Origin of the sequence: Nostoc sp. (genome assembly GCF_036918015.1) — a bacterium.
Taxonomy (GTDB): domain Bacteria; phylum Cyanobacteriota; class Cyanobacteriia; order Cyanobacteriales; family Nostocaceae; genus Nostoc.
In genome coordinates this window covers 1-26,989 of sequence record NZ_JBALEO010000036.1, presented here as the reverse complement: position 1 = coordinate 26,989, position 26,989 = coordinate 1, and the positions used below count along the sequence as shown (strand labels likewise).

General features: G+C 42.2%; 23 protein-coding genes. 15 read left to right on the top strand and 8 right to left on the bottom strand.

Going from position 1 to position 26,989, the window contains the following annotated elements:
- The first annotated feature begins 300 nt into the window (after nt 1-300).
- Nucleotides 301-822 carry a hypothetical protein gene (locus V7K61_RS08840; RefSeq protein WP_335052815.1) on the top strand — a complete coding sequence of 174 codons (522 nt, stop codon included), beginning with the start codon at nt 301-303 and terminating at the stop codon, nt 820-822.
- Nucleotides 823-891: 69 nt separating this feature from the next.
- On the opposite strand, the gene V7K61_RS08835 is transcribed toward V7K61_RS08840, so the two are convergent.
- Nucleotides 892-1,341 (bottom strand): YlqD family protein, encoded by a 450-nt coding sequence (locus V7K61_RS08835; RefSeq protein ID WP_012412623.1) that lies wholly within the window; start codon nt 1,339-1,341, stop codon nt 892-894.
- 42 nt (nt 1,342-1,383) lie between these two features.
- Nucleotides 1,384-3,360 (bottom strand): AMP-dependent synthetase/ligase, encoded by a 1,977-nt coding sequence (locus V7K61_RS08830; protein ID WP_335052813.1) that lies wholly within the window; start codon nt 3,358-3,360, stop codon nt 1,384-1,386.
- Nucleotides 3,361-3,658: 298 nt separating this feature from the next.
- On the opposite strand from V7K61_RS08830, the gene V7K61_RS08825 reads away from it, so the two are divergent.
- On the top strand, nt 3,659-3,904 hold the full coding sequence (locus V7K61_RS08825; RefSeq protein WP_335052811.1) for a hypothetical protein: 246 nt from the start codon (nt 3,659-3,661) through the stop codon (nt 3,902-3,904).
- A gap of 454 nt (nt 3,905-4,358) precedes the next feature.
- Here V7K61_RS08825 and V7K61_RS08820 read toward each other — a convergent pair whose 3' ends face one another.
- Nucleotides 4,359-5,324, bottom strand: a complete 966-nt coding sequence (locus tag V7K61_RS08820; protein ID WP_335052809.1) for an RsmB/NOP family class I SAM-dependent RNA methyltransferase — start codon at nt 5,322-5,324, stop codon at nt 4,359-4,361.
- 170 nt (nt 5,325-5,494) lie between these two features.
- Here V7K61_RS08820 and V7K61_RS08815 point away from each other — a divergent pair, with 170 nt between their 5' ends.
- The 10 genes from V7K61_RS08815 (at nt 5,495) to mgtA (ending at nt 16,327) form a co-directional block, all read left to right on the top strand.
- A complete protein-coding gene (locus V7K61_RS08815) occupies nt 5,495-6,913 on the top strand; it encodes a DUF2157 domain-containing protein (protein ID WP_335052868.1) in 1,419 nt (472 codons plus the stop codon).
- A 252-nt stretch (nt 6,914-7,165) separates the two neighbouring features.
- Nucleotides 7,166-7,876: a GDYXXLXY domain-containing protein gene (locus tag V7K61_RS08810; RefSeq protein ID WP_335052807.1), complete on the top strand. Its 711-nt coding sequence runs from the start codon at nt 7,166-7,168 to the stop codon at nt 7,874-7,876.
- Between the two features lie 1,021 nt (nt 7,877-8,897).
- Nucleotides 8,898-9,740 carry a DUF6920 family protein gene (locus V7K61_RS08805; protein ID WP_335052805.1) on the top strand — a complete coding sequence of 281 codons (843 nt, stop codon included), beginning with the start codon at nt 8,898-8,900 and terminating at the stop codon, nt 9,738-9,740.
- A gap of 56 nt (nt 9,741-9,796) precedes the next feature.
- Nucleotides 9,797-10,528, top strand: a complete 732-nt coding sequence (locus V7K61_RS08800) for a ZIP family metal transporter (protein WP_335052803.1) — start codon at nt 9,797-9,799, stop codon at nt 10,526-10,528.
- A gap of 53 nt (nt 10,529-10,581) precedes the next feature.
- Nucleotides 10,582-10,980, top strand: coding sequence for a hypothetical protein (locus V7K61_RS08795; protein WP_335052801.1), 399 nt, complete (start codon nt 10,582-10,584; stop codon nt 10,978-10,980).
- Between the two features lie 63 nt (nt 10,981-11,043).
- Nucleotides 11,044-11,988, top strand: coding sequence for a DnaJ C-terminal domain-containing protein (locus V7K61_RS08790; RefSeq protein ID WP_335052799.1), 945 nt, complete (start codon nt 11,044-11,046; stop codon nt 11,986-11,988).
- A complete protein-coding gene (locus tag V7K61_RS08785) occupies nt 11,985-12,296 on the top strand; it encodes a chaperone modulator CbpM (RefSeq protein WP_335052797.1) in 312 nt (103 codons plus the stop codon). Before V7K61_RS08790 ends, V7K61_RS08785 begins: the two co-directional genes overlap by 4 nt.
- Nucleotides 12,293-13,108 (top strand): potassium channel family protein, encoded by an 816-nt coding sequence (locus tag V7K61_RS08780; protein WP_335052795.1) that lies wholly within the window; start codon nt 12,293-12,295, stop codon nt 13,106-13,108. The genes V7K61_RS08785 and V7K61_RS08780 overlap by 4 nt, the downstream gene beginning before the upstream one ends.
- 233 nt (nt 13,109-13,341) lie before the next feature.
- Nucleotides 13,342-13,752 (top strand): hypothetical protein, encoded by a 411-nt coding sequence (locus tag V7K61_RS08775; protein ID WP_335052793.1) that lies wholly within the window; start codon nt 13,342-13,344, stop codon nt 13,750-13,752.
- 31 nt (nt 13,753-13,783) lie between these two features.
- Nucleotides 13,784-16,327, top strand: coding sequence for a magnesium-translocating P-type ATPase (gene mgtA / locus V7K61_RS08770; protein ID WP_335052791.1), 2,544 nt, complete (start codon nt 13,784-13,786; stop codon nt 16,325-16,327).
- A gap of 105 nt (nt 16,328-16,432) precedes the next feature.
- Here the strand turns inward: mgtA and V7K61_RS08765 are convergent, their stop codons facing one another.
- Both V7K61_RS08765 and V7K61_RS08760 read right to left on the bottom strand, forming a co-directional pair.
- Nucleotides 16,433-16,615: a hypothetical protein gene (locus V7K61_RS08765; RefSeq protein WP_335052789.1), complete on the bottom strand. Its 183-nt coding sequence runs from the start codon at nt 16,613-16,615 to the stop codon at nt 16,433-16,435.
- A 290-nt stretch (nt 16,616-16,905) separates the two neighbouring features.
- Nucleotides 16,906-19,218 (bottom strand): NACHT domain-containing protein, encoded by a 2,313-nt coding sequence (locus V7K61_RS08760; RefSeq protein WP_335052787.1) that lies wholly within the window; start codon nt 19,216-19,218, stop codon nt 16,906-16,908.
- Nucleotides 19,219-19,523: 305 nt separating this feature from the next.
- Between V7K61_RS08760 and V7K61_RS08755 the strand changes: the two genes are divergently transcribed.
- Nucleotides 19,524-19,937, top strand: a complete 414-nt coding sequence (locus V7K61_RS08755) for a DUF3775 domain-containing protein (protein ID WP_335052785.1) — start codon at nt 19,524-19,526, stop codon at nt 19,935-19,937.
- Nucleotides 19,938-19,979: 42 nt separating this feature from the next.
- Here V7K61_RS08755 and V7K61_RS08750 read toward each other — a convergent pair whose 3' ends face one another.
- The gene (locus V7K61_RS08750; RefSeq protein ID WP_335052783.1) at nt 19,980-20,351 is read right to left on the bottom strand and encodes a four helix bundle protein; all 372 of its coding nucleotides are present in this window, start codon (nt 20,349-20,351) and stop codon (nt 19,980-19,982) included.
- Between the two features lie 142 nt (nt 20,352-20,493).
- A complete protein-coding gene (locus V7K61_RS08745; protein ID WP_335052781.1) occupies nt 20,494-21,585 on the bottom strand; it encodes a sensor histidine kinase in 1,092 nt (363 codons plus the stop codon).
- A 427-nt stretch (nt 21,586-22,012) separates the two neighbouring features.
- Between V7K61_RS08745 and V7K61_RS08740 the strand changes: the two genes are divergently transcribed.
- Complete coding sequence (locus tag V7K61_RS08740) at nt 22,013-22,369, top strand: hypothetical protein (protein WP_335052779.1); 357 nt, start codon at nt 22,013-22,015, stop codon at nt 22,367-22,369.
- 284 nt (nt 22,370-22,653) lie between these two features.
- On the opposite strand, the gene V7K61_RS08735 is transcribed toward V7K61_RS08740, so the two are convergent.
- Nucleotides 22,654-23,235, bottom strand: a complete 582-nt coding sequence (locus V7K61_RS08735) for a DUF4360 domain-containing protein (RefSeq protein ID WP_335052777.1) — start codon at nt 23,233-23,235, stop codon at nt 22,654-22,656.
- A gap of 852 nt (nt 23,236-24,087) precedes the next feature.
- Between V7K61_RS08735 and V7K61_RS08730 the strand changes: the two genes are divergently transcribed.
- Complete coding sequence (locus V7K61_RS08730; protein ID WP_335052775.1) at nt 24,088-26,514, top strand: phosphoketolase family protein; 2,427 nt, start codon at nt 24,088-24,090, stop codon at nt 26,512-26,514.
- Nucleotides 26,515-26,989: the final 475 nt, after the last annotated feature.

The following is a 26,989-nucleotide window of genomic DNA, read 5'->3' as shown; positions in this document are numbered from 1 at the left end:
TAACAGCACTCCTGAAGGGCATTGGCTATTCACTAATGACTCTAGGAACCTAAATATAGCTTAGAGGTCTATAATACAGACCTATCCTCTACGGTTAGCCAAAATCTCGATCTCGTTTTAGTCATTGACTTGCAAAAACCACCACGAGTTTCTCACAGATTAAATGGGATTGCTATTTAATATTTCTCATAACCACTACTTTAAGATACAAGAGCTTCTCACGGATAGAGGATATAGGATGTAGTTCAATCTAGAATTCAAAATTGGTAAAAAACCTATTTGAAATTCCTGTTTACTTTTATGTCGGCAAAGCTGAAATTCTTTTTGATTGTGATATTAAGTATCTCTGCCACGGCTGGTACTGGAGTTTATATTATCCAGCACCAGCAATCTGCACCGATTGTTGAGACTAGTGATGAGCAAACCCAGCAGATGGGAGCAATACATCAGTCTCAGGAAGTTGCAGCATTCTCAGAGCGTTCCGATTATCAAACTATACCTTTAGAAAAACTTAACTCATCTCTCCAAGGCAGTAATCCTACTACCCTTGCCCTGAATGCCTTTGAGGAGATAGCAGTGGGAGGATCGCAAAAGATAGAGGTAGTTTATCCCCAACCAAATCAGGCGTTAGTGACGATTACGCAAATCAAGCGGGGTAATAATTCAGTTGGGACGGTTAAATATCGAGCGGAGATGACAACCTTTGGGCGATCGCTTTTTATTAGCTCACCTCCAGTGTGGCAAATCGTTTGGGCTGGCTCCCAGGTAGAATGTTGGGCTGGGAGCCGCTCCCACACTAAGTTAAATCACATCTGTCATTAGTCATTGGTCACTAGTCATTAGTCATTGGTCACAAAATAAATGACAAAGGACAAAGGACAAATGACAAATTTAAATGTCGCCGCGAATTTCTTCTACAACGCCATCGCGCAGAACGATTTCGACTTGCATTTTGCTAATCAGATTATCACCGATTTCTACCCGGAAAAAACCTTCCATTTGGAATTGGTTGACTTCCTGATCTTGCTGGAGAAACTGCACTTGCTGGAGGTTTTGCAGCAACTGATTTTTCTGCTCTAAAAATTCACTTTTCTTTTGATTGACTTGGAGTTGGATATTGTCAATTTGTTGGAGAGTCTGAGGCCCAGGTGGTTGCAGACTCTGCTTTTGAATTGCCGCGATCGCTCTTTGTCCTTCAACGTCTAGCTGTTGCAGTTGCTGATCGAGTTGATTGATCTGGGTTTGCAGCTGCTGTTGTACTTCCTCTTTCCAGAGGGGAGTCACAATGACTTTGACGTTAACGACGCGTTTCAGGAGCAAATTAGATTTGGAGACATCCATAAATATTTCACGTTCACTCTTTACAGTTAGCAGGTGGAATGATCAGGCAAACATGCCGTCAATAATATCGCGATAGCGTTCCGTGACGACATGTCGGCGAACTTTTAGTGTTTGTGTCATCAAGCCATTTTCGATGGAAAACGGTTCCAGGATGAGTTTAAACGTTCCGATGCGGTCATCCGGTCGATAGCCTGGACGATTTTGGACTTCCCGATTCAATTCTTGGCGAAATAAATCCTGGATCATTCTACTCTCGAAGTCAATTTTTTGACTATCTGAGGAAGTCACTCGATCGCCCAGCGTATCCAGCGTTAGATTTTGACTTGCTGCCCATTTTTCTATGGCTTCGACATTGGGGACAATTAAGGCTCCCAGGCTGCGCCGATCTTGGCCGATGAGCATAATTTGATCGATGTATGGCGATCGCAAACAGGCATCTTCGATCGGCTGTGGCTCGATGTTTTCCCCGTTAGTCAATACAATCGTATCCTTAGCCCTGCCAGTCAGCACTAAGTCGTCTTGTGGTGTCAGCCAACCCAAATCGCCGCTATCAAACCAACCTTCCGCGTCAATTGCTTTCGCTGTCGCTTCGGGATTTTGGTAATAGCCTTGCATAATCTGCGGGCCCCTCAACAATACTAAGCCTCGCTTCTCTATTGGTAAAGGCGCTTTTGTCTCAGGATCGACGATTTTAGCTTCTGTAGCCGGGAGTGGTAGCCCTGATGCGCCAATCAAATTCCGCCAAGGACGCCGTACATGGGTGACAGGAGAAGTTTCTGTCAAGCCGTAGCCTTGTAAAATCTGCACGCCAATAATTTCAAAGAAATTATCTATGTGTCTGGGAAGCGCACCGCCGCCGCTAATCATCTGCTTAACTTGTCCCCCTGTGGCTTCTCGAACTTTGGCGTAAACCAGTCGTTCTCCCAAGGCATGGAGGGGTAATAAAGCTGATGCTTGGATCTTAGCTGCTAATCGTTCGACGGCTGAAGCATGAAGATTATTTAAATCCAATCCCTGAGCAGTTCGCTGCGCTTTGATATATTTGTCGCTAATGCCCAATAAAAATTTAATTAGGCGTTGCTTGTTGGCTGGTTGTTCGCGGAACTGCTTTTGCACTCCTTCATAAATCGATTCCCACAGGCGGGGTACACCGACCATATAATTGGGTTTAAATTGTCTCAAATCCCCTTTTACAGAGCGCAAGTTGGTATAAACTTGCGTACAACCTTGAGATAGTAGGTAATATTCAACAGTTCGTTCGTAGCTGTGCCACGAAGGTAGGATACTGAGAACGATATCGCCGGGGTTTGGTTGCAATACTGTCCCAAAACTGATCACTTGGTGCATCAAGTTACTATAAGACAGCATTACACCCTTGGGTTTACCTGTGGTGCCAGAGGTGTAAATTAGGGTTGCCAGAGCGTCACGATTTTGCTTGGCTGGCACAAAATTATGACTTTTCCCAATTTCGAGCAACTGTGTAAAGTTGAGTACCTTTAGGGTTTCGTCTGTTGGTGGTGCTTCATCAGAAAGTAAGATTACCACTTGAATTGGTAAATCTTTGAGGCGATCTTGGAGTTTTTTAAGTGTTTTTAAATCTTCAACGACGATCGCTGTACTGCCGCTATTCGCGATAATAAACAGCAATTCTTCTTTTTCGGCTTGGGAACTACGCACCGCGTCAACGCCTCCAGCAGTCATTATCCCTTGATCGGCAATAAACCAGCGAGGACTATTGTCAGCAATTAGGGAAATGCGATCGCCTACTTTTACTCCCAACGCCTGTAACCCAGCAGCAAATAGTTGCATTTGCTCTGCCAACTGGGTATAAGTAATCACTACTTCTGGTTTACTGTGAGGGCTACGGAGGGCGACAACATCACCAAATTGTTGAGCTGCCAAAGGCCAAATTTCTGGTAGCGATTCCACATTTGTGTAATCTACCAACCGCTTTAATGCCTGCCGTTCTCGCTCGTTGATGTTAGATAAAAAAGAAGACGCGGTTTGGGTTGTTGACATAACACCTTACTTAAAGATTTTAAACTGATTATTTTCCAGCTTATTTTGTTATTCCGCTACAATAACCATCCTTATTATCCACATACCCTTCTGTGTACGATCATTCCAGGAATTCCACGTTTATATTTACAAAAATTTATGTTAAAGTTAATTTACATAGAGTGCAAGCAATGATTGTGTTTGCATCTAAGAACAGCGATGTCTACGACGGGTGGTTCCTGAGCGACTTGCCTTGAGCGAAGTCGAAAGGAGCCGAAGCGCTACGCCTACGCCTATGTTTCACAGGAGATGATTACCTATGAATTTTATCGACGGCATAATGCTAACGTTGCTCAATATTGCTGCTTGCATAGCGTTACCGAAGATTTTAGCTATCCTTTTGGCTGAGAAAACCAAACTTACTGAAACATTGGCGAATGGTTCCAAATTACAAGCAGCCAAAATTGAACTTACAAGTTTTCCTTATTGTACAGCTTACCAATTGACAGGTAGCCAATACTGTAAATTCAGTCCTGATTTTTGTGCCAACTGTTCTCCGAATTGATGGACTGTTTGTCAGAAAAAATTCCTCGGTATTTCCGAAAACCAGCAATTCAATTAATTCTTCAACAAATATTCATTCTCATTTCGACAGCTTTAAATCCCCGACTTTTTCAATAAGCCGGGGATTTTTTTGTTAGTAACTCCTGCAAGAATTCATAAACTTTGTCCAGATTCATTGCTAAACTTGTCTCTATAGTAGGCTCTTCAGGAAACTCGCAGCGACGATCTGCTTCAGCATCAAACACTAGCCGAAGGGTTACGATTAATCAAATATAGTTTCCCAACTAATACCATTTCTTTGTGAGGCTGCGCCAAATTTTCTCTCTCTCTTTCTTTGTGTACTTTGCGCCCTTTGCGGTTCGTTTTTTTTCTTATACTTCACTCCTAATATGGTTTAGCGCATCTTCATACAGAATTGGTATAAGTCATAACTAATTATACGCACTCATCTAATTTTAATTTGTTAAATCCTGGTATATATACAGCGAAGATATTGTATTTAAATCTACTTCTTTAGGCTCATCTTCATCCGCATTAGTATTTTTAAACAGGACTGTAAATGCACCAGCACCTAACCTATCTTGAGGAAATATCCGATAACAAGGCATCGTCGTCAAATGCGATTGATATTTGGCTAAATTACTAATTTCTATCGCTTCAAACTGGGGAAAGCGTTCCAAAAACCATTCACAAACTTGCTCATTTTCTTCGGGCGAATATGTGCAAGTCATATAAGCAAGATAGCCTTGTGGTGAAACAATTTTGGCAGAGTTAGCTATAATGCGCTTTTGCCGATTTGCACTCTTATTAATAGCAGTTGGGTGAAAACATCCGGGTGCTTTTTCACCTTTGGCAAGTAAAGATTGTCCAGTACACGGAGCATCTACTACGACTAGATTGCTAGAGCCGGTAAACATTTCGGCAAATATACTCGAATCTCGATTAACCACTGCGCTAGGGCTAACCTGGCAACGCTTCAAATTGGAAATTAGCATTCCCAGACGTTTGCCAATTACTTCATTACTGATGAGTAATTCAGGTTTTAAAGCTCTCCAAGCGAAGATACTTTTACCTCCCGGTGCGGCACACATATCAAAAACTAAACGCACTGACTCAGGAATAGCTAACAAAGTAGTAGCTGCAAACACCGAAGAAAAATCTAAACAATAGAAATATCCTTTTTCATGCAAGGGATGCTTACCAGGTTTTTCTCCCAGAGATAAGCGGTCTATAAATTGTGGTTGCCAAGAGGTTGGTGTTTCTACTGCCAAAGGTGAAATATCTGGCTTTTCTTGACACCAAAGAATACTAGGTGAAAAAGGCTGAGGATTCATTAAAGCCTCAATAAATTTTTCTTGCTCGTCTACATTGGTGAACAAACGCCGCGAGACTTTAAGTAATAAATTAGAAGGTTTTTCCATGAAAATTATGAATTACGAATTACGAATTACGAATTAGTAAGTTGTATCTAAATCAAAATAAAACTGTTACACAAGAACAATGTAATTAAGGCTTTTGGCTTCATACTCAAAATATAATGACCGCCATTGGGAACGCAATGGCCAAGCTACCCACTGCACCGGAGAAGGTCATGTTCTTAGATAGTTTTCAGGAAAAATTACGCAAACAAGCACAACTATGGAGGGATGAAGGATTAATTAGTTCTTCGCAGTATGAGCAGATAGCAGAACGTTATCAATTTAAAAACCTGGAAGCTGCTGCACGCGATCGCAATAAAGCGATCGCAATTGCTATAGGCAGCATACTATTATGCTTAGGCATAATTACCTTTGTATCAGGAAACTGGCAGGGAGGATCGCGAGAAATCAAATTTATTCTGATGATGAGTTTGTTTTTTGCGATCGCAATTACTGGATTTTACAGTTGGAGACCACCTGAAGGAAAGAAACCAGAACGAAGCAAACGCCTATTAGGAGAGGGGTTGCTAATTTTAAGCGCCTTCATCTTCGGTGCAAATTTACTGCTGATGGCCCAGATGTTTAATATCATCGGTTCTGCTTCCCAACTGTTTCTCGCTTGGGGATTCGGTGTTGTGGTTATGGCCTTCAGTTTGTCCTTAAATTCTTTAGGAATTCTGTCAATTGTCCTCGTGGAAATCGGCTACTGGACTGGACTAGAAGACTTATGGTACGCTTCAGGTGAGTTAACTTGGTCGCGGCTAGTAGTGCAGCATCTGCCTCTGTTGGCATGGCTGGTATTTGTACCCTTAGCCTACTTCTGTCGATCGCGTTGGATTTTTGGTCTAGCAGCCTTTGTTTTTGCTAGTTCCTTACAAGCCAACCTTAATCCTCTGCCACTGCTAAATTATGCTGATATAGCCCCTTGGGTGGCATCTTTTGCTTTTGCACTCCCACCTGCATTATTCTGGAGTTATGATGATTTACTGTTTCCAACCATAAATTATAGATTGTTTCAATCTCTAGCCCGTAATTTAGCGTTGGTAAGCTTCGGCATCGTCTTTTACGTTCTGTCTTTTCGTTGGGTCTGGGAATCTCCTGATTATAGTTTTAATCAGCCAACGAATTTGACAAACTTATTCGAGTCTCTGCCGATCATCGATTTGGGGATTCTCAGCGGCTTGGCGGTTTTACAATGGTTGTTTCTACTGCGCCAAAGAAATAACCCTCCGCGTCGCGAAGTGATTTTCACAACTGCTGTCATTAGTACATTTCTTGTCTTTATTGCAATAGTACCTTTTTGGCATCAAACTATCAGCCGGATTGATGAACTTGGCATTTTTATTTTCAATGTACTTCTTGCAACATTAGCCTGGGGACTAATTCAAGAAGGATTGAAATTAAGCAACAGAAGTTCCTTTTGGGGCGGTATGCTGTTAGTAACACTGCAAATTATCAGTCGCGTCCAGGAGTACGACACCGATTTACTTTTTAAGTCGCTAGTCTATGTCCTGTGCGGTTCTGCTTTAATTAGCGCTGGACTCTGGTTTGAACGCCGCCTACCCGGTGGTAGCTCTACAAGTAAAAAGTAGGGCAAAAGATGGAAGAATTCAGGAGTCAGAATTCAGGAGTCAGAATGGGCTACGCCCCGCTACGCTAACAGGAGTCAGAATTCAGGAAAAGTTCACTTAATCTAAAATTGAATGATTCCTAACTCCTAACTCCTAACTCCTAACTCCTAACTAAAAATCTCTGTGCGTCAAAATTTTTAAAGTTTCTCTGCGTTAGTCCTAATCTCGTTACTTTTAACCTCCTCAAGACCTCTGCTTTGTAGGACTACGCTCATGACTAATACTTCTTCTGAATCTAAGAATAAACCCTTGTCTCCTGAAGCCGAATTTTCCAGTAAGGTGACTTTTCGGGATTACTTGATTGCTACTGAACAAAAATCGAATAAGCCCTTGCCTTTTTGGCGGTTACTAGCTCCCCTGGCGCTGCAAACAGGGCTAATTATGGCAGTACCAGCCCAAGCAGTTTATACAGATGTGACAGGTAAGACGGTGATTTTGCAAACCGTACCTGTAGACCCTAACAATGTCATCGAAGGTAACACCTTAGCGTTAGATTACAACATCTCCCGTACCTCAAATTTGAGCAGACTACCTGGCTGGCAAACATTAGTCAGCAAAGGTCGTGGAAGTGGCAGAAGATTGCCTGAAGGAACCAATATTTACGTGACTTTGCAAGAGCAATTATCCACTGGCCGCGGTGTTCCGAGAGCTTGGAGACCGTTACGAGTAAGTAGCGATCGCCCCACAACTCTAAGAGCTAATCAAGTAGCCTTAAAAGGTGTTTATCAGGATGGTTCCGTTAACTACGGTTTGGAAACATATTACATCCCAGAAAACCAACGGCAGCAGATTCGGAACGACTTACAAGCCCAACGCGCCCGCAGAGGACAAGTACCACCCATTGTGGTCAAGGCGAAAGTAGATCCACAGGGTAAAGCAGTGCCACTTAGTATGTGGGTGCGTGATCGCAACTACCGATTTTAAACTGTTAGGCAAATAAACAGTGCATGTTTACACCACGCCAGTTTTGTCTTTGAAATTCTGAGCGCCGACTTCCGACGCTCAGAATTTTCTGTTTGTCATTAGACATTTCGTGAAAAAGAATATATAGACGTAGCATTAATTCATTCCATTTCAAACAAGATTTGTCAAGATAGTTAGGGATAAAATTTTGACATCCTCACCGCCGTGAACGCACGGGGAAGAAGGAGTAATAAGTAATAAGTAATAAGTAATAAGTAATAAGTAATAAGTAATAAGTAATGAGTAAATACCCATTTTTCATCTACTCATTACTCATTACTCATTACTCCTTACTCATTACTTTAAAGCATTGCGTGAAGCACGGGGCTTTAGACCCAATATTCCGGTAAGTAAGGGTGATGAAGAGATCAAATGACCAATTGATTGATTTCTACGGAAATGATGAAATTGTGCATTTTTAGTTACATATTGTATCGTATTCAATCAATTCATTCAGGAAATCAAACGATCGCCTGTCACGATGATAGCAAAAGCCAAGATTTGTTAATTAGACTCAATCAATGAGATCAAGAATACTGACAATACTAATGGAGTCAAAAATACCAACAATTAGGTAATTGAAATAAAGTAAAGACATTTTGGCTCTTGCATTGCTTTTATGAAAAGTGAAACCAAATTGACGGTGATTAAAATTATTCACACGTTGATATGGGTATTCTTCAACTGTGTGATTTTCTATATGCTTTATGCCGCGATCGCAAATAAACTCGATTTCTGGCTCTGGATTGGTTATGGATTGATATCTATAGAAGGTATAACCCTACTAACGTTTAAATTACACTGCCCATTAAATCTGCTTGCCCGAAAATATTCAAATTCCACAAAGGACAATTTTGATATTTATCTTCCAAGTTGGTTAGCCAAATATACTAAGTCAATCTATACATCTATTTTCATAATCATTTTTATCATCACAATCTATCAAATTCTGAATTAACAACCATAGGTAAGCATCATGTGGATGAAATGGATTGCAATGATTGGTGTTTTAATCATAGTCTGCCTCGGACTTGCTGCGATCTATGGTAGCTATCGCTGGCAGTTGGATACTGATAACTTACGAGCCAAATTAATAAATGGACGGCGAACAATTAAGCCCCAAATCTATGACCAAAAAGAAATTGAAGGCTTACCAGAACCCGTACAGCGATTTTTTCGGACAGTACTCAAGGATGGACAAGCGATCGTGGCTGTGGTCAAGCTCTCTCAGCAAGGACAGTTCAATCTGAATGAAACGAAAGCCAAGTGGAATCCGTTTACTGCCACCCAACTTGTGATGACTCAACGCCTCGGTTTTGATTGGGATGCACGCATCCAGATGGCTCCAGGAGTTAATGCCTTTGTTCATGATACCTATGTGTTAGGAGAAGGTAACTTACACGCATCATTACTTGGTCTTTTTAGGGTTGCAAAAACACACAGTACGCCTGAAGCGAACCAAGGTGAATTATTGCGGTTCTTTGCTGAAACTACTTGGTATCCCACTGCCCTATTACCCAGTCAGGGAGTGCTATGGGAAGCAATTAATGACACCTCCGCTCGCGCTACTTTGACGGATGGTGCAACCACTGTTTCCCTAGTGTTTCAATTTAATGCTGAAGGGGCGATCGCTACTTGTCGGGCTGAGGCTCGTTATCGTGACAAGCTGACTGCTATGCCTTGGGTCGGTCGATTCTGGGAATATTCAGTTCGTAATGGGATGCTTATTCCCTTAGAAGGCGAGGTGGGATGGGAGTATCCAGAAGGCACTCGGCTCTATTTTAAAGGAAGAACTACAGAGATTCACTATGAGTTCGCGTCTTGATGGACTGCAATCGAAACAAACATCAAAAAGTCTGTTACGACTAGCGGAGCCTGACCATGCAGGAATTTCTATTTGCTCTAACACTATCAGCTTTGCCCGTTGCCAGTAACTTCATGGGAGCAATGATTGCTGAAGCCTTACCATCATCAAAACAAACATTAGGGCTTGCACTGCACGCTGCTGCTGGCGTGTTGTTGGCGATCGCATCTACTGAACTGATACCGAGAGTTGCGATCGCCAAACCCGTTTGGGCAACAATTCTAGCATTGTTTTTGGGTGGAGCTTTTTTTGTCTGGATTAATCAGCTTCTCAATTTAAGCAAAAATCGACTGCGTGGTGTCGATCATAATACCGTTAGTTGGGTGATTTTTCTGAGCATTGCCATCGACTTATTTGGCGATGGCTTAATGATTGGCACTAGTTTAACGATCGCACCTCATCTAGGCGTAGTTCTGGCATCGGGGAGAGTTGTGGCTCACATTCCCGAAGGATTTGTCACCAACGCAGAGTTTAGGAGTCAAAATATGCCGCGAACACAGCGATTTTGGTTACTTGCGGCGTTTCTTATCCCTGTTTGGCTGGGTGCGACGCTGGGCTATTGGGGGTTGCGCGGACAAACTGATCTGCCCAAGTTAATTGTACTGGCATTTACAACAGGCACTTTGATGGTGGCGATCGTTGAAGAAATTCTGCCTGAAGCCCATCAAACTCAAGATACAAATTTATCTACGTTGACGTTTATCGGGAGTTTTGCACTTTCAATGTTGTTCTCATCTTATCTTGAATAACTCACCAAATCTGTATTGTTCACAAAACTCTAGTTTCTATCAACGTAAACAATATGTCTACTGATAAACTTATCAAATTTTATATTTTGGATAAAAATAATTTCAATCTGCTTCCTTCAATTAACGCCAAGTTGATGATTGTCAACCATGCTGTGACAAAACCAGATTTGACAAGACCGGAAGGAGCAATTACACATGATGAAGGATTGTTTTTCACTCCCTTATGCTCGATGATATTTTTGGCAATTTTCATTTTTAAATTGCTAGATGTTTGGAAGATTGCAGGAGCAAAAATTACAACGGTCAACTGCTTCTATCAACTTCCCTGTCGGAACTGTCGCTTCTTTACAAACAACCATTATTTATACTGCACAGTACACCCCTCTATTGTCCTCACAGAACAAGCACTTGATTGCTCTGACTACTGTCCCTTAACTAAGAATTTAGAATGAAAAATTGTGATAAATCCGGGCTTACTACCCACCGCAAAATAACCCGCAATCGAGAGGTCAGTGATGCCAACTACAACAGATTTTAAAGACTACTATGCCATTTTGGGAGTAAGCAAAACCGCAACCCCTGAAGAAATCAAACGGACTTACCGCAAGCTTGCCCGCAAATATCATCCTGACCTCAATCCTGGAGACAAAGACGCAGAAACAAAGTTCAAAGAATTGAATGAAGCGAATGAAGTACTTTCCGATCCAGAGAAGCGGCAGAAGTACGATCGCTTTGGTCAGCACTGGAATCACCCTGGTTACACTGAAGCGCCGCCACCTAGCGGAACTAATGTTGCGACAGGCGACTTCGATCAGTACGGCGACTTTGATTCGTTTATCAACGATCTGCTGGGTCGATCGAGACGTAAAACCTCCACTGGTGGCTTTGATGATTTTAATGGGGGATTTCGTTCTCAAGCACCTGCACCGGATACTGAAGCTGCGATCGCACTCACATTTTCTGAAGCATTTCACGGTGTCCAAAAACGGCTGCAACTCGACGAGGAAACGATCAACGTCCGTATTCCCGCAGGTGCAAAACCAGGCAGTCGAATTCGGCTCAAGGGTAAAGGTCGTCCTAGTCCGTTCTCTCAACAGCGCGGTGATTTGTATTTAACTATCGAGGTGTTAACTCATCCCTTCTATCGATTTGAGGGCGATAACCTCCTTTGTGACATTCCAATCCGCCCTGATGAAGCGGTTTTAGGGGCAGAAATCAGCGTACCCACCCCCGATGGTAGCGTGACAATGAAAGTTCCTAAAGGGGTGCGATCGGGGCAATCGCTCAGACTGCGCGGCAAAGGCTGGACATTGCCAAAAGGGGGACGAGGTGATTTATTTGCCAAACTTCAGATTGTCACGCCGCAAAACCTGAGTGCGATCGAGCAAGAATACTACGAAAAAATCCAGGCAAACACTAGCTTTAACCCACGTACCCAATTAGAGGAGATAAAATTATGACCTTCAGCCTTTCAAAAACCGTGGTTTCCCTCGAAGGTGAGCAACTCTACAGCTTTGAATATGCTGCGTTAATCACTAAGACTTCGATTACACTGGTGAAGTTTTACGTTGAGTTAGGCGTAATCGAACCCATCGGTGATTTACTGCATTCCCGCGAAATTGCGCGAATTGCTCAGATTCAACGCTTACGTCAAGATTTAAGGCTAAACTTAGTCGGAGCAGCAATGGTGCTAGATATGGCAACTGAAATTGCCCAATTACGGGCACAGTTAAAGGTCTATCAGTCTCATCCCTCTAACTCATTATGAACTATCTGAACCAACGCTCAAAGCCCGCATTAGATCGAGAGCGCAGCGAAGTGCTGCAACAGTTGGAAGATTGGCTAGAAACGCCGATGCTGGTGCTGGGCTTTGCTTGGTTGGGACTTTTTATCGTTGAGCTAGTTTGGGGACTAAATCCTCTACTAGAAGCGATCGCTGCTATCATTTGGATCGCCTTTATCGTAGATTTTGGTATCAAATTTCTCCTCGCTCCTCACAGAATTTCCTACCTTCGACACAACTGGTTGACCGCTTTTTCACTGTTTATTCCAGCGCTGCGAATCTTTCGGATTGTGCGAGTCATGCAGTCTTTGCAATCAGTTCATGCGGTTCGAGGGTTACAGTTGTTGCGAGTGATGACACGAACCAACAAAGGAATGCGAGTCCTGGGAGCCAGTATTGGGCGGCGAGGGTTTGGCTATGTGGTGGGATTAACTGCGATCGTCACTTTAATTGGAGCAGCTGGAATTTATACGTTTGAGCGCGAACTTCCTGATGGTACTATTACCGATTATGGTACTGCGCTGTGGTGGACGGCAATGGTAATGACTACGATCGGGTCTGATTACTTTCCGAAAACGGCAGAAGGGCGGGTACTATGTTTTTTCCTGGCACTGTATGCGTTTGCGATCAGTGGTTATGTGACAGCAACCCTGGCAACATTCTTTGTGGGTCAGGATGCTGAGAATAATGAAGCAGAACTAGCGGGTGTGAAATCAATTAAAGCCTTGCAAGCAGAAATTACCGCACTGCGAACCGAGATTCAAGCTTTAGCACGACGAGATTTAAATAATTCGTAATTCGTAATTCGTAATTCGTAATTCGTAATGACGCTCTCTACGAGACGCTAAAAGCGAACGCAGACTCGCTAACGCTGCGCTAACGTAATTAAGTTTTGTATCGTATTCAATCAATTCATTCAGGAAATAAAACAACCGTCTATCACAGTAATATCATAAGCCAAAGTTGTTAATTTGACTCTGGTAAGCAGTTCTAAAATTCAATGTGGAACTAGTCAACAAAGGAGATATCAATGAAAACAAAAGTAGGGCTGTGGATTGACCATAGGAAAGCTATTGTCGTGACTGTTACGGAGAAAGGGGAAGATATAAAAGAGATCATATCGGAAGTAGAAAAACAGCCTCGGCGTTCTGGTGATTCACCTCTGAAGGGTGCTTACGAAGCACATCAAGTACCCGCAGATGATAGCCTCCAGAGAACTTTTACAGGAGAACTCAATATTTACTATGATGCAGTCATTGCATATATTCGTGATGCCGAGTCTATTTTGATATTTGGGCCGGGTGAGGCAAAGGATGAACTGAAAGAACGTCTTGAAGAAAATAAGCTGGGTGGCCATGTCGTAGGTATTGAAACAGTTGACAAGATGACGGATCATCAAATCGCTGCCAAAATTCGACAGCAATTTGCCGAGTTGCATTAAGCAGCAAAAAGATTTACCGCAAATCAAACCAATGAATCCCCAACTCTCGATGTTTTGGAGCTTATCCACGGATCGGGTGCTTCAACATATGCACTCTACAACCGCAGGGTTAAGCCGTCAAGATGCCAAACAACGCCTGAGTGAGTTCGGCGCAAATAGCCTCAAACAAAAACACAAATCGAGCGCATGGATGCTGTTGCTTAATCAGTTCAAGAGTCCGATTATCTTGATTCTGATTTTTGCGGCGGTGTTATCGATTTTTCTGAAAGATGTGGCAGATGCCATAATCATTTTGACGATTGTTTTCATCAGTGGGCTATTAGGATTTTGGCAAGAGCAAGGAGCCTCAAACGCCGTCGAAAAATTATTGGCATTGGTGCAAGTTAAAGCAACTGTTTTGAGAGATGGTCAATCTCAAGAAATCCCTAATGAGGAAGTAGTCAGGGGTGACATTGTGTTGCTGAGTGCAGGTAAAAATATTCCGGGCGATTGTCTAGTTTTAGAGTCAAAAGACCTATCGGTGAGTGAAGCAGCACTGACAGGAGAAACCTATCCAGTTGACAAGTTAAGTGGCGTATTGCCGGCTGAGACTGGACTAGGCCAACGCACCAATTCCCTATATCTAGGAACTAATGTGATTAGTGGAACGGCAAAAGCAGTAGTCGTTCATACCGGAAAAGAAACTGAATTTGGCAAAGTATCAGAACGCCTGAAACTCAGACCGAGCGAAACCGAATTTGAAAGAGGACTGAGCAAGTTTGGCTACTTTCTGATGGAAGTAACGCTAATTTTGGTCGTTCTAATTTTTGTCGCTAACGTCTATCTCCATCGCCCAGTACTGGAATCATTTCTATTTTCTCTGGCGCTAGCGGTGGGTTTGACTCCTCAACTACTACCTGCGATCGTTAGCGTTAACCTAGCTCGTGGTGCCAAGAAAATGGCGAAAAAACAGGTGATCGTGAAGCGCTTACCTGCGATCGAAAACTTTGGCAGCATGAACGTGTTTTGCACCGATAAAACGGGTACGCTGACGGAAGGAGAGGTGAAAATTCACTCTGCGGTTGATGTGGAAGGGAAAGAAAGTGTTGGCGTAGACTCCCCGCAGGCCAATCGCGTTCTACTCTACGCTTATTTAAATGCTGCATCTGAGTCGGGTTATGTCAATCCCATCGATGCAGCGATTCGTGAATACAAAACATTCGATATTTCTGCCTATCAAAAGCTAGATGAAGTGCCTTATGACTTTAACCGCAAACGTCTAAGCATCTTGTTTAAGAAAGAGAGTACGCATCTGATTATTACTAAAGGCGCACTGAAAAATATTTTGGATGTTTGCTCAACCGTTGAGATTGGTGAGGGAAAAGCGATCGCTATTGCAGATCAGCGACAAAAACTCCACCAACAGGCTGAAGACTTGGGCAGTAAGGGATTTAGAGCCTTGGGTGTGGCTTATCGTGATTTTAATCAAGATTCTTTCAGCAAAGATGATGAAACGAACATGACATTTCTCGGCTATCTCGCTCTGTTCGATCCACCCAAAGCTGGCATCGCTGATACCCTCAAAGAATTGCAACTGCTGGGAATCACCCCGAAGATGATTACCGGAGATAGCAAGGCAGTTGCAATGAGTATCATTCAGCAAGTAGGACTCCCCCAAGCAAAGGCGTTGACAGGCTCGGAACTAGAAAAGCTCAGTGATGAAGCCTTGATGCATCAAGTACAAGATACAAATGTCTTTGCTGAGGTAGAGCCAAACCAAAAAGAGCGGATCATTATCGCCCTCAAAAAAGCGGGGAATGTAGTTGGATATTTGGGAGATGGTATTAACGATGCCTCTGCACTTCATGCTGCTGATGTCGGTATCTCCGTTGAAAGTGCAGTCGATGTTGCTAAGGAAGCTGCTGATATTGTGTTGATGGCAAAGGATTTGAATGTCCTTGTCGAAGGCGTAAAGGAAGGACGGGTGACATTTGCCAACACTTTAAAGTATGTATTTATGGCAACTAGCGCCAATTTTGGCAATATGTTTAGTATGGCGGGAATTTCTCTGTTTCTGCCCTTTTTACCGCTCCTACCCAGTCAGATTTTGCTGACGAACCTACTTACCGATTTCCCGGAATTGACGATCGCAACAGATCGCGTAGACAAGGAGTTAGTCAACAAACCTCGCCGGATGGATATCAAGTTTATCCGCAACTTTATGATTGTGTTTGGTTTGTTGAGTTCAATATTTGATTATCTCACCTTTGGAGCGCTACTATTGCTGCTGCACGCTCAACCACAACAGTTTAGAACAGGCTGGTTTTTGGAATCTGTCATCTCTGCATCGCTGGTTGTGCTGGTCGTTCGTACCCGCCAATCCATTTTCAACAGTAAGCCGGGAAAGTACTTGTTGGCGGCAACACTGGCGACTATTGGAGTGACAATAATCATTCCTTGGACACCGTTAGCAACCCTACTGGGATTTCAACCGTTGCCGTTGAGTTTTGTTCTGGTTCTGGGAGCGATCGTGTTGTTCTACGTGACTGCGGCTGAGAATGTAAAACGAGTGTTTTACAGCCACGTAAAATTTTAATCTCCGTAGACTAAGAGAAAATCAAGAGTTTTAACCCACGGAGGTGGGTTTTGTTTGTGTAGCCGCGACTTCTAGTCGCCCGGTGAGTAGTAAATTAGACTCTTACTATTCATCTTCGTCTCCTGATGGTCGTTCGCTCTCGCTTTGTTGGGTGTTCCACTCCAAAACAATACGCTCTAGCATTTCATCCTGCGTACAGTTATTGACAACAGCGTATTCCTTAATTAACTCTGTTACTTTTAGACTAATGTGGCGTATATCTAGTGGGTTATTTCTTGCGGTTTTCATGATATTTTACCAGAATATTTAAGCAGTTTTGCTGTTTCTGTTACTAACTGTTTCACCAAAGGTTTTTGGATCTACAGACGCAAGAGCCTTCAGTATTGTCAGTAAAAGCGATCGCTGAAATTTCTTTTTCGCTTGAAGACATAAATGTTCGGAATTTTCGTATTAGCCTAGCTCCTATACTATGATTTGGTGTTGTTTGATTTTGGGAATTAGTTGATTAACTACGATACAAAACTTAATTCTTGATGATTTTTGCAATCCAAACCTCTTTCAGGAATTAACCAAAAGAATTATTGCCATTCCCTATCCTCAAGTTCCTTTATCGGCAACAATAAGGTGGCTTCAATTTCTTGCCTAATAGCAGCTGTCACTTCACAATTGCTATGCAGGCAATCGAGTAGTAATTGATTAGCATCATAGTAGCGTTGCAACACTTGCTCTTGCTCAGGGTTAAACTGCCACTGGTGGTTAATATTGCGGTAATTAACGACCGTCTTGTTTACCTGTTCAGCCCAAGCTGAATAGTTCGTTTGCGACCATAGCTCAAAGCGTTGTTGACTTTGACCAGAATTTGGCAATTGGTCAGAGAGTTGTTGCAAGGATTTATGGAGTCCTACATCCAGAACAATACCCAAAATGTTGCTCAAAGCATCTCCGCAGGCGTGGATGTGCGCAAAGTCCTGACTCCCATCAATTGCACACTCTATCAGCAGGTCATCTAATGCCGCATCCAGAAACATCCCCTGGTCGAGGCTGCTGGCTAGGGCAAAGTGCGAAGCTATGTGAGGAGTCCGACTCAAGGCCAGGTAAAATGCTCGGACTGTCGCTTCTTTTGATTGGGTAGGAATACTGCGAGATTTTTGGCTAGCCCAGGTCAAAAACTCTTGTAAATAAGCATCTTGGGCAACGAGTGTATCAATCTGTTGCTTCATCAACAGTACTAGAGAGTCTGCACTCCTGAGCATGGTAGCGGTTAACAAGAAGATTTCGCGCCAGTGAGGGTCGGTGATGTGGCTGACCAGACCTCCGAGCGCTTGCCCAAATGCTTCTAGGTTATGGCTGGCAACGATTTTTCTGGCTGTGAAGTATTCTTGAAATGCTAGATAGGAAAAGGAAAAAATTCCCCGCGCCCGTTCTGCCAGTAGCCCATGTTGAGCCTCCATTGACTTCAGCGCTGCTTCGCTTTCTATTTGCAGTGACTCTGCATCCATTGGCACATTGCTGAGATTCTGAATATAGTCACCAATGTATTGCTCAACGATGCGTTGCTCAAAAAAGTACTGACCCTGCTCAAATGTCGCGGCGGCAATCTGACTGAATAACTTGAGTTTTTGTGATAATAAAAACCCTCGGTAAATGTCATCCCGTTCAACGCCTCTGGCTTCATCCCATTTGCCTAATAGAAGGTCTAAACCTTCTTTATAAAAGTCAGTCCGCTTAGTCGGAAATTTTTCTTTACCGTGAAACACCCAGCAGGCAAGATGCAGAAATAGGGGTGTAACGACGAGTTGGCGAAATTGCCAATTTTCATCTAATTCCAACTTTTGAATAAACTGAACGGACTGCGCCTGACCATCTTTTTGGCTGGTCTTGCTAAAAACCATAAACCATTTTTGAGCGAAGGCTCGGATTTGTTCTAAGGTAAATGGGGCAATTTCAACATCGGTAAAGCCTCGGAGTCTGAGTTTTTGAGCTGCTGTTCGACAAGTCGCCACGAACCGATTTTTGTGATACTTCTCTGAAAATCTGCGAATTTCGTTTAAGACAGGATTGCTTTGTTGGTTAAGAACTTCATCCATGCCATCAAGCAAGAGTAATACTCTACCTGCATTCAGCAAGGTTTCGATGACTGAGGGATCGGAAATTCCAGATGTGATAAACTCCTGGCGGATGTAGTTTAATAGGCTGAACTCGTTGGTAATCTTAGACTCTTGGGCAAAGTTTCTCAGTGTGATGAAGATTGGTACCTGATTTGCCGCAAATGCGTTTTGGTTACACTGAATGGCGAGATATTGCAAAAAGGTGGTTTTACCTACTCCTGGTTTGCCCAGCACCCTGAGTTTGGAGTATGTTTCAACTGCCTGTGTACCAGCTATCTGTTTCTCGTCAGCCTCACCTAAGCCAAAACGGTCAAATTCTTTGGGGTCAAGGTTTTGCAGATTAGTGATTTCTAAGTACTGAAGGCTGGCAATTGACTCCAAAATATTCACATCTATATATATGTCATCGATCGCAACGGGACGGCTAATATCCAATAACTGCAAAATACCACACTGGTCTTGAATTTTGTCGAAGCGTTGCGATCGCACTTTTTCCACTAACTTATCAATATCCGACGCAAGAGGCTGGGCGTATTCTTCTCGTTCCAAAAATTCTGCCGGGGGATTAGTCGCAATCTCCCGCCAATTCAGTGACAACACTAAACAAATTTCAATAAAGGTATGACGCTCAACTGGACGACCACTGAAAAACCGCCAAATTGGTTGTCTAGTCTTGAGGTTGACTTCTGTTGCTAGATTGTCTTGTGTCCACCCCTTACGAGCAAACGCTCTTTTAGCCTCTTGAATCCCGGTGAGTGATGCTTCAAGCGATCGCTTGACCATAGGACAAAAACTTATAGAATCAAGAACTCAAACTTTTATTAATATATTTCAGTATAGAGTTTTGTTTGTGGTAATAAATCTCTCTTTGGTTAAGGTTATACACAATTAAGAAAAAATACTCTAGCTATAGTGAGATATGATATGAATTTTTGTAACAAAATCAAACATTATTAATTTATTTGATACATATCAAGCTTGAATAAATACTTAATCTCAAGCACCCATCTGTCATGCTCTAGGAAGTACAGATTAAGGGCTGATCGATATTCGTCCTTATTCACGATAATTTTAGCTGGAAGACAAATATGAATTTTTTATTAATTAGTAAAGTATATAAAATCATTGAGCTTGCTGAATTAATCTATTGCCCAAAGTCATCAGATATACTGTTTGGGAGAGTAAATATACCAGAAACTTTTCTAGACAAATTGTCTAATTATTTAGAATATTTTGAAATGACAGGAAGAACATCAGTCAGAGTACTACATAAATATGTAGACGATTTTTCTTTAGAAGAAAAAGGACAAGTTATAGCCCTTATATGGCTTGGTCAATATGTATCCTGTGAACAACCATCAGACTTAAATGATTTAACTGCACAAGCACTACATCTCATCCCTCAAAACTATACAACTAGCTATATTATCGAAAAGGCTTTCCTAGCTAAATATCTTCGCTCCGGGCTAAATAAAATAAATAATAACCACTGCAACAATTAAGAGTAATGAGTAATGAGTAATGAGTAATGAGTAATGAGTAAATTATTTTTCTTTCAATTTGTTGATTGAAGTTGTTAATATCTTAATAATTCTTTCATTCTCTTCTATCAGATTTTGAAATTTTGATTTTGACACCAACTCCGATTTTATCATTATTTTTATCCAATAAAGGGTTTCATTGGCTTCCTTTATGGCTATAGAATACTTATTGATAAAGTCTTTATTTGATTGTGCATATTTAGCTTCTGAACAGTTTGCACCTATTGATGTCCCACTTCTTAAAAATTGTTTAGACAAGATTTTACCAGCGTCGTCAAAAGGTCTTTTATTTAGCTCACAATAAGCTTTGATAACTCTTATTGCAAAATCTTCCGTTCTTTCTTGAATACTGATATTTGCGTTATAATTAATCATGAGTAAAAAAGAATATTGTAATTCAATTTTACTTTATAAGTAATGGGTATTTACTCATTACTCATTACTCATTACTCATTACTTAAAGAACGCAAAAATAACTTTTCCCACTGCAAAGTTTACTCAGCCAAAATTCAAGACACTAGGCTAAGGGTAAATCAATTGAGAAGACACATCCTTGATGGGGGACATCGCGAACTGAGAGTATACCTTTGTTTAACGATACGGCGCGTCGTGAAATTGTCAGCCCAATCCCCAATCCTGATTTATCTGTTGCCATCTGAGAAAAAGCCTTAAAAAGTTCTTCCGCCTCACCAGGCGGGAGTCCTCCACATTGATCCTCTATTTCAAGCAAAACACGTCCACCTACAGCCTTACCGCGTATCCATACAATCCCACCCTGCTTAGTGAACTTAATGGCATTTTGAACCAGATTCGATAAGGCAGATATTATTAGGTGACGATCTATTAAAACCTCCAATTCAGCCGCTACCTCAATACGCACCTCAATTGATTTCCCACTTGCTTCAAACCATGCAGTAGCCTCAACTTCACTGACTAGGTGAATAACTCGACATCTCTGATATTGTCCGGTTGATTCGTTCCGCAGTCGCACCTCAACAAGTGAACGATCAATAATGTCTCTCATACGCTTATGGGCATTTTCAAGAATACGAGATGTACTTCCATTGGCTCCGACTTTCCCTGTGATTATAAGTTGGGAAGCTAAACTAGCAGAGGTCAACGCATTTCGCAACTCATGTGCTAGAAATCCCAGACGTAGAACCTCATCCCGCTCTGCATTTTCACGCTGACCTCGATTAAACTCTGTAACCGCTTCAGCGATAGCGATATCGAGGCAGAAATTTAATCGATTGAATTCACGAGGGGATGTTATTTCACTACTATTTTCCTCAACATACTGAGTGATAGCTTGACAAAGAGCGCCGTAGCCATGAACAACCTGAGAAATGCTATAGCCAAGTTTTAACGATTCCTTTCCCCGGCGCTCTGCGGAGGCTTTGTGACGACTTTCTATAGAATTGTTATCTGGTTCCCTAGATTCATCTATATCAGCATCAGCACGTAATACCTCAATGAGTTCATCGTAGAACACAGGTAATCCTTTTTCCATTTCGTCGCTCGAACTCATGGAATCACCAAGACCCGTGATCTTTTTTGAACACAAGGCGAGAATTTCGTCACGTTCTGCTAAGAGAAATTCATGTAACATTATGAATGTTCTTAATTTTAGACTTTATTCTAGCATCAGGAGATCGCTAGAACAGCGATCGCTCATAAGAGTAACTAGCAACTTGGGTTATATCTGCGAAACAGGCTCTCTTCTGCTTTCTCCTAAAAAATCGTCAGGACAACAAAAGGAATTTCAGGACAGAGAATAGCGTAGGCGCAGCCCAACCTAGGCATCGCTTTGTTGGTTAATTAAAATTAATCTGGCTACGTTTTTTCTGCATTGTTAATCAACTTATACAATTCAACTATCAATCAAACTCTTGTAAGTACTCAATTTCAAACGTCTGATTGTTACACTCTTCACAAGAAGAGCAATTAGAAATATTTGGAAATGTTTTTAATAACAGACTGCACAGTTAACCAAATGAATCTCGGCTCGAAAGTAAACATCTTATCAAACAATACTAATGTCGCATACGTTGATTAATTTAACATTGCCAATAGTCATTCAAGAAATTGAAAATGTCTTGAATGAGTACCCTGAACATCCTTATCAATTAGCTTTTTCGATTTATGAATTGCGCCAAAAGTTAATTGCCCATATTCTAAGTCATGTCCCTAACCGCTATGTAGTCGAAGGGGTACAGGAATTATCCAGCACCCCCAAAAGCCGCTACTCTTTACCTGTACAAGAGCAGATACAAATAGAAACAGTGGTTCACGGTAGTATTCTGCATATCCTGCGCGAAAACGCTGATTGGCTAAGTCGCCAGATCCTAACTCTGTCTATTGTTGGGTCAGTTCTGCTCACTAGTCTGATTTAATAACTTCATGCTCTTGGGCAACAATACAGTAGAGAATATATTTTGCGCTAGGGTCAATATTTGCTTTTACCTTAGCGCAAAGTATGTACTGTACTCTGCCGTTTACTATGAGTAAAAATCCCACTAGATAAAAGGTTTCAGAATAATTTTTCTGTGCCTGAATTATCCTGAAGTGTACTAGTACAGCACGGCGTAAATAAGCCACCCATTTTAAATGTCTGAAACCCTTTCTAACAGGTAATTACGAATTACGAATTACGAATTACGAATTACGCACAGCGGTACTAGTTTTTACGACAGGTGCGATATTTGATGTGATAAACCAAACCTCGGTGTGCAAGATCGAAGGAGTCAACAGTAGCCATCCCTTGACCTTTGGCAGTCATCGCAGTATTCACCCGCATATTTACACTGTCACCACAGCCCGACCAGACATCAGCTGCCGTCGCCAAGCTATCTCGAACATTATAGTCAGTTTCGCCACCAAAAGTCCGAGAAAAAACTGGGCCGCGGGTACCAGCAAAAAAGTACTCTGCTCTTAGTGTCCCAGTGGTTCCGGGAGCAATATAACCCCGATAATCAGCATCATAAAGGGAAATTTGAAAGCCTTGGGGTAATTTGATTGGAATACTCAAATTACAGCTTTTTCGCCTTTCTGCGGGGACATTTCCGATGGCTGCAAACTTGTCAAATAAAATGGTTAGCTCTTGACCATCGGGACTAACGCTCACACTGGCGGATTCATTGGGACAACCGCTACCACCATAACTTGCACCTAAAATTTCAACTTTGGCATCAGCAAAGGCGGGGCTAACTGAAGCAGTAATTAATGTAGCGGCAGCAAGAAATACTTTTACAAATTTCATAATTTTTTGATCGCGAATCTACTAACCAGATTTACTATGACATTCTGCTGTTGGAAATCAAGGTTGAATTGCGTCTAAGTTGTATAAGTTGTACTGAAAGCCTTCAACTCGTTACAAAAATCTCAAATTTAGTTGCTTCAAATATGATTTAGAGAGTACTATGGATATCTGAAGGTGGCAGCTATTATGCTCTCCAATTCACTAATTAAAATGGAAAGCTTAAAAGCACTCTATCGCTACAATATCCTTGCTACTCTATTATATTATATGTTGTAAATATTTTTTAAATGGGATTACACCATACGAGATATAAACGATCAAAAGTTATTAAGTAAAGGTTATAAATTAAATATTTTATTAAAACTTATACAACTTGTACACCAATCAAACGCTTGGTTAAACATGATTTCTAATATTAGAGTGTAATACTAACCTTTATCAGCAAATTGACAAAATTTAGTGAAATATATGCTTAATAAAGCTTTATTAATGAATTCTCGTAAATTGAGTATATCTACAACAATTAGTCAATCGATGATGAGTAAACATTTTTGCCCTAACTGTTCAGACATTTTACTCCGTCATGTGCGTTTGGGAGAACTTTACTGGCGCTGTAGTTACTGCTATCAAGAAATGCCCATTTAGAAAACGGTGGTGGTACGCTAACGCACCATTGTTAAAGTCTGATTGTCGGTTTACGGCAATCAGACCTCACGCAAAATTGTTCGCGCAGCGTCTCGTCAAGAAAAGAAATCGGGTTTGAAAACTGTGTAGACGTGGAGCGGTTTGTCATCAGACATCGTGTGTTCAGCGATTCTTTAACTAAAAATAAATTAGTAGGATTCAGACTCTATGACTATTTCTCCTTCTAAGCCAAAAGTTTCAGATATCGAAAACGGTAAATCTGTCACACTTAACACTGAAGAACTGCGTCAGATAAATACTTACTGGCGTGCCTGCAACTATTTAGCTCTAGGCATGATATATTTGCAGGACAATCCACTGCTAAAAGAACCACTCAAGCCCGAACACATCAAGAATCGCCTGTTAGGGCATTGGGGTACAAGTCCCGGTTTGAGCTTTATCTACGTCCATCTCAACCGTTTAATCAAAAAATATGATTTGGACGTGATTTACATCGCAGGCCCCGGTCATGGCGCTCCGGGCATCCTTGCCCCTACATACTTAGAAGGAACCTATTCTGAGGTTTATCCTGATAAGAGCGAGGACGAGGAAGGTATGCTGAAGTTTTTCAAACAGTTCTCCTTTCCTGGTGGAATTGGTAGCCATTGCACACCTGAAACTCCTGGCTCAATTCACGAAGGCGGCGAGTTAGGCTATAGCCTCTCCCACGCTTACGGGGCTGCTTTCGATAACCCGGATTTGATTGTGACAGCAGTTGTTGGTGACGGGGAAGCAGAAACAGGCCCTCTGGCAACAGCTTGGCATTCCAATAAATTTATCAACCCCATTCGGGATGGTGCAGTTTTACCAATCTTGCATTTGAATGGCTACAAGATTGCTAATCCCACCATCCTAGCCCGCATCAGCCACGAGGAACTAGAGGACTTATTCAAGGGCTACGGCTACACACCCTACTTTGTGGAAGGGCATGAGCCAGCGCAAGTGCATCAACTGATGGCAGCAACGCTGGAAACAGTTATTTTGGAAATCAAGAAAATTCAAACCGAAGCCAGGACTTCGGGTGTTGCGAAGCGTCCTCGTTGGCCGATGATTGTCCTGCGTACCCCCAAAGGATGGACTGCGCCGGCAGAAATAGACGGTCATAAATTAGAGGGATTTTGGCGATCGCACCAAGTACCAATTACAGATGTAACTAGTAATCCTGCACACATGAAGATTCTAGAACACTGGATGAAAAGTTACAAGCCAGAGGAATTATTTGATGAGCATGGCAGTCTAATTGCCGAACTCAAAAAGCTGGCTCCGATTGGACATCGCCGCATCAGTGCCAATCCCGTTGCTAACGGTGGAATTCTACGTAAAGAATTGCGTATGCCCGACTTCCGCAACAATGCAGTTGAGGTAGTCAAACCCGGTGCTGTTGAGGTGGAAAACACTAAGCCTCTAGGGAACTTCCTGCGAGAGATCATGCGTAATAACATGAATAATTTCCGCGTATTCGGGCCAGATGAAACCGCCTCCAATCGACTCAGTGCTGTTTACGAAGTCAGTGAGAAAGTCTGGTTGGCAGATATCCTCCCTGAAGATGCCGATGGCAGTGAGCTATCTACCGATGGGCGAGTGATGGAAATGCTCAGTGAACATAACCTGTTCGGCTGGCTGGAAGGTTATCTCTTATCTGGGCGGCATGGTTTCTTCCACAGCTATGAAGCTTTTGCTCACGTTGTTGACTCTATGTTTAACCAGCACGCCAAATGGCTAGAAATCAGCAAAAATGAAGTTGCTTGGCGATCGCCAATTTCTTCTGAGAATATCTTACTATCTTCTACTGTTTGGCGACAAGACAACAACGGTTTTAGCCACCAAGATCCAGGCTTCATAGATTTGGTTACTAATAAGAGTGCTGAAGTTACCCGGATTTATCTGCCTCCCGATGCTAACTGTCTACTTTCTGTAGCCAATCATTGCCTACGTAGCACCAACTACGTCAACGTCATCGTTGCAGACAAGCAAAAACACCTCCAGTTTCTCAGCATAGAAGAAGCGATCGCGCATTGCACCAAAGGCATCGGCATCTGGGACTGGGCAAGCAATGACCATCATGGGCAAGAACCCGATCTTCCCGATATCGTCATGGCATCTTGCGGAGATGTTGTGACTATGGAAGCCTTAGCTGCAACTGCCATCTTAAGAGATGAGTTCCCCGACCTTAAGGTGCGGTTTATTAATGTTGTTGACTTGTACAAATTGCAACCAGATACAGAACATCCACATGGATTATCAGACTGGGATTTTGATAGTCTTTTTACCACAGATAAGCCTGTAATTTTCAACTTCCACGGCTATCCTTGGCTGATTCACAAACTTGCTTACCGTCGCACTAATCATGAAAATATTCATGTGCGCGGCTACAAGGAAAAGGGCAGCATTAACACACCACTTGAGTTAGCCATCAACAACCAAGTTGATCGGTTTAATCTGGTGATTGACGCGATCGATCGGGTTCCGAAGTTGGGTTCTGCTGCTGTCTATGTTAGAGAGCGGATGAAAAACGAAATTATTAGCAACCGGAATTATGCTCACAAGCACGGTATTGATCAGCCGGAAATCGTTAACTGGAAGTGGCCTTACTAAAATAATTCGTAATTCGTAATTCGTAATTCGTAGCACTAAGGTTTGTAGTTGCGCTTTAGCGCACTGGTCTTATATATCGTTACGAACTTATGCAATCGTGTACAAAGGTGCAGGTCGATGCAACAAAGGTGCAGGTCGATGCAACAAAGGTGCAGGTCGATGCAACAAAGGTGCAGGTCAATGCAACAAAGGTGCGGTTTAAGCACCCAAGCGAAAAGAGAGGAACAAGGTAATTACGAATTACGAATTACGAATTATTGTCGATCGCATTTGCAAATAAAAAATCAACCCTTTAGAGCTAAAAGGTTTTAAATAATGAGTTCACCAAAACTTATCGCCACTGTTAAAGCAATGGTTGCTCCTGGTAAAGGTATCTTGGCTATATAGGAATCCGGTTTGATTTCTGAAAAAAATTAAGTATTTGTAGGGTGCGTTATGACTTTAGTCTAACGCACCAAACCCTTGAAAATGGTGC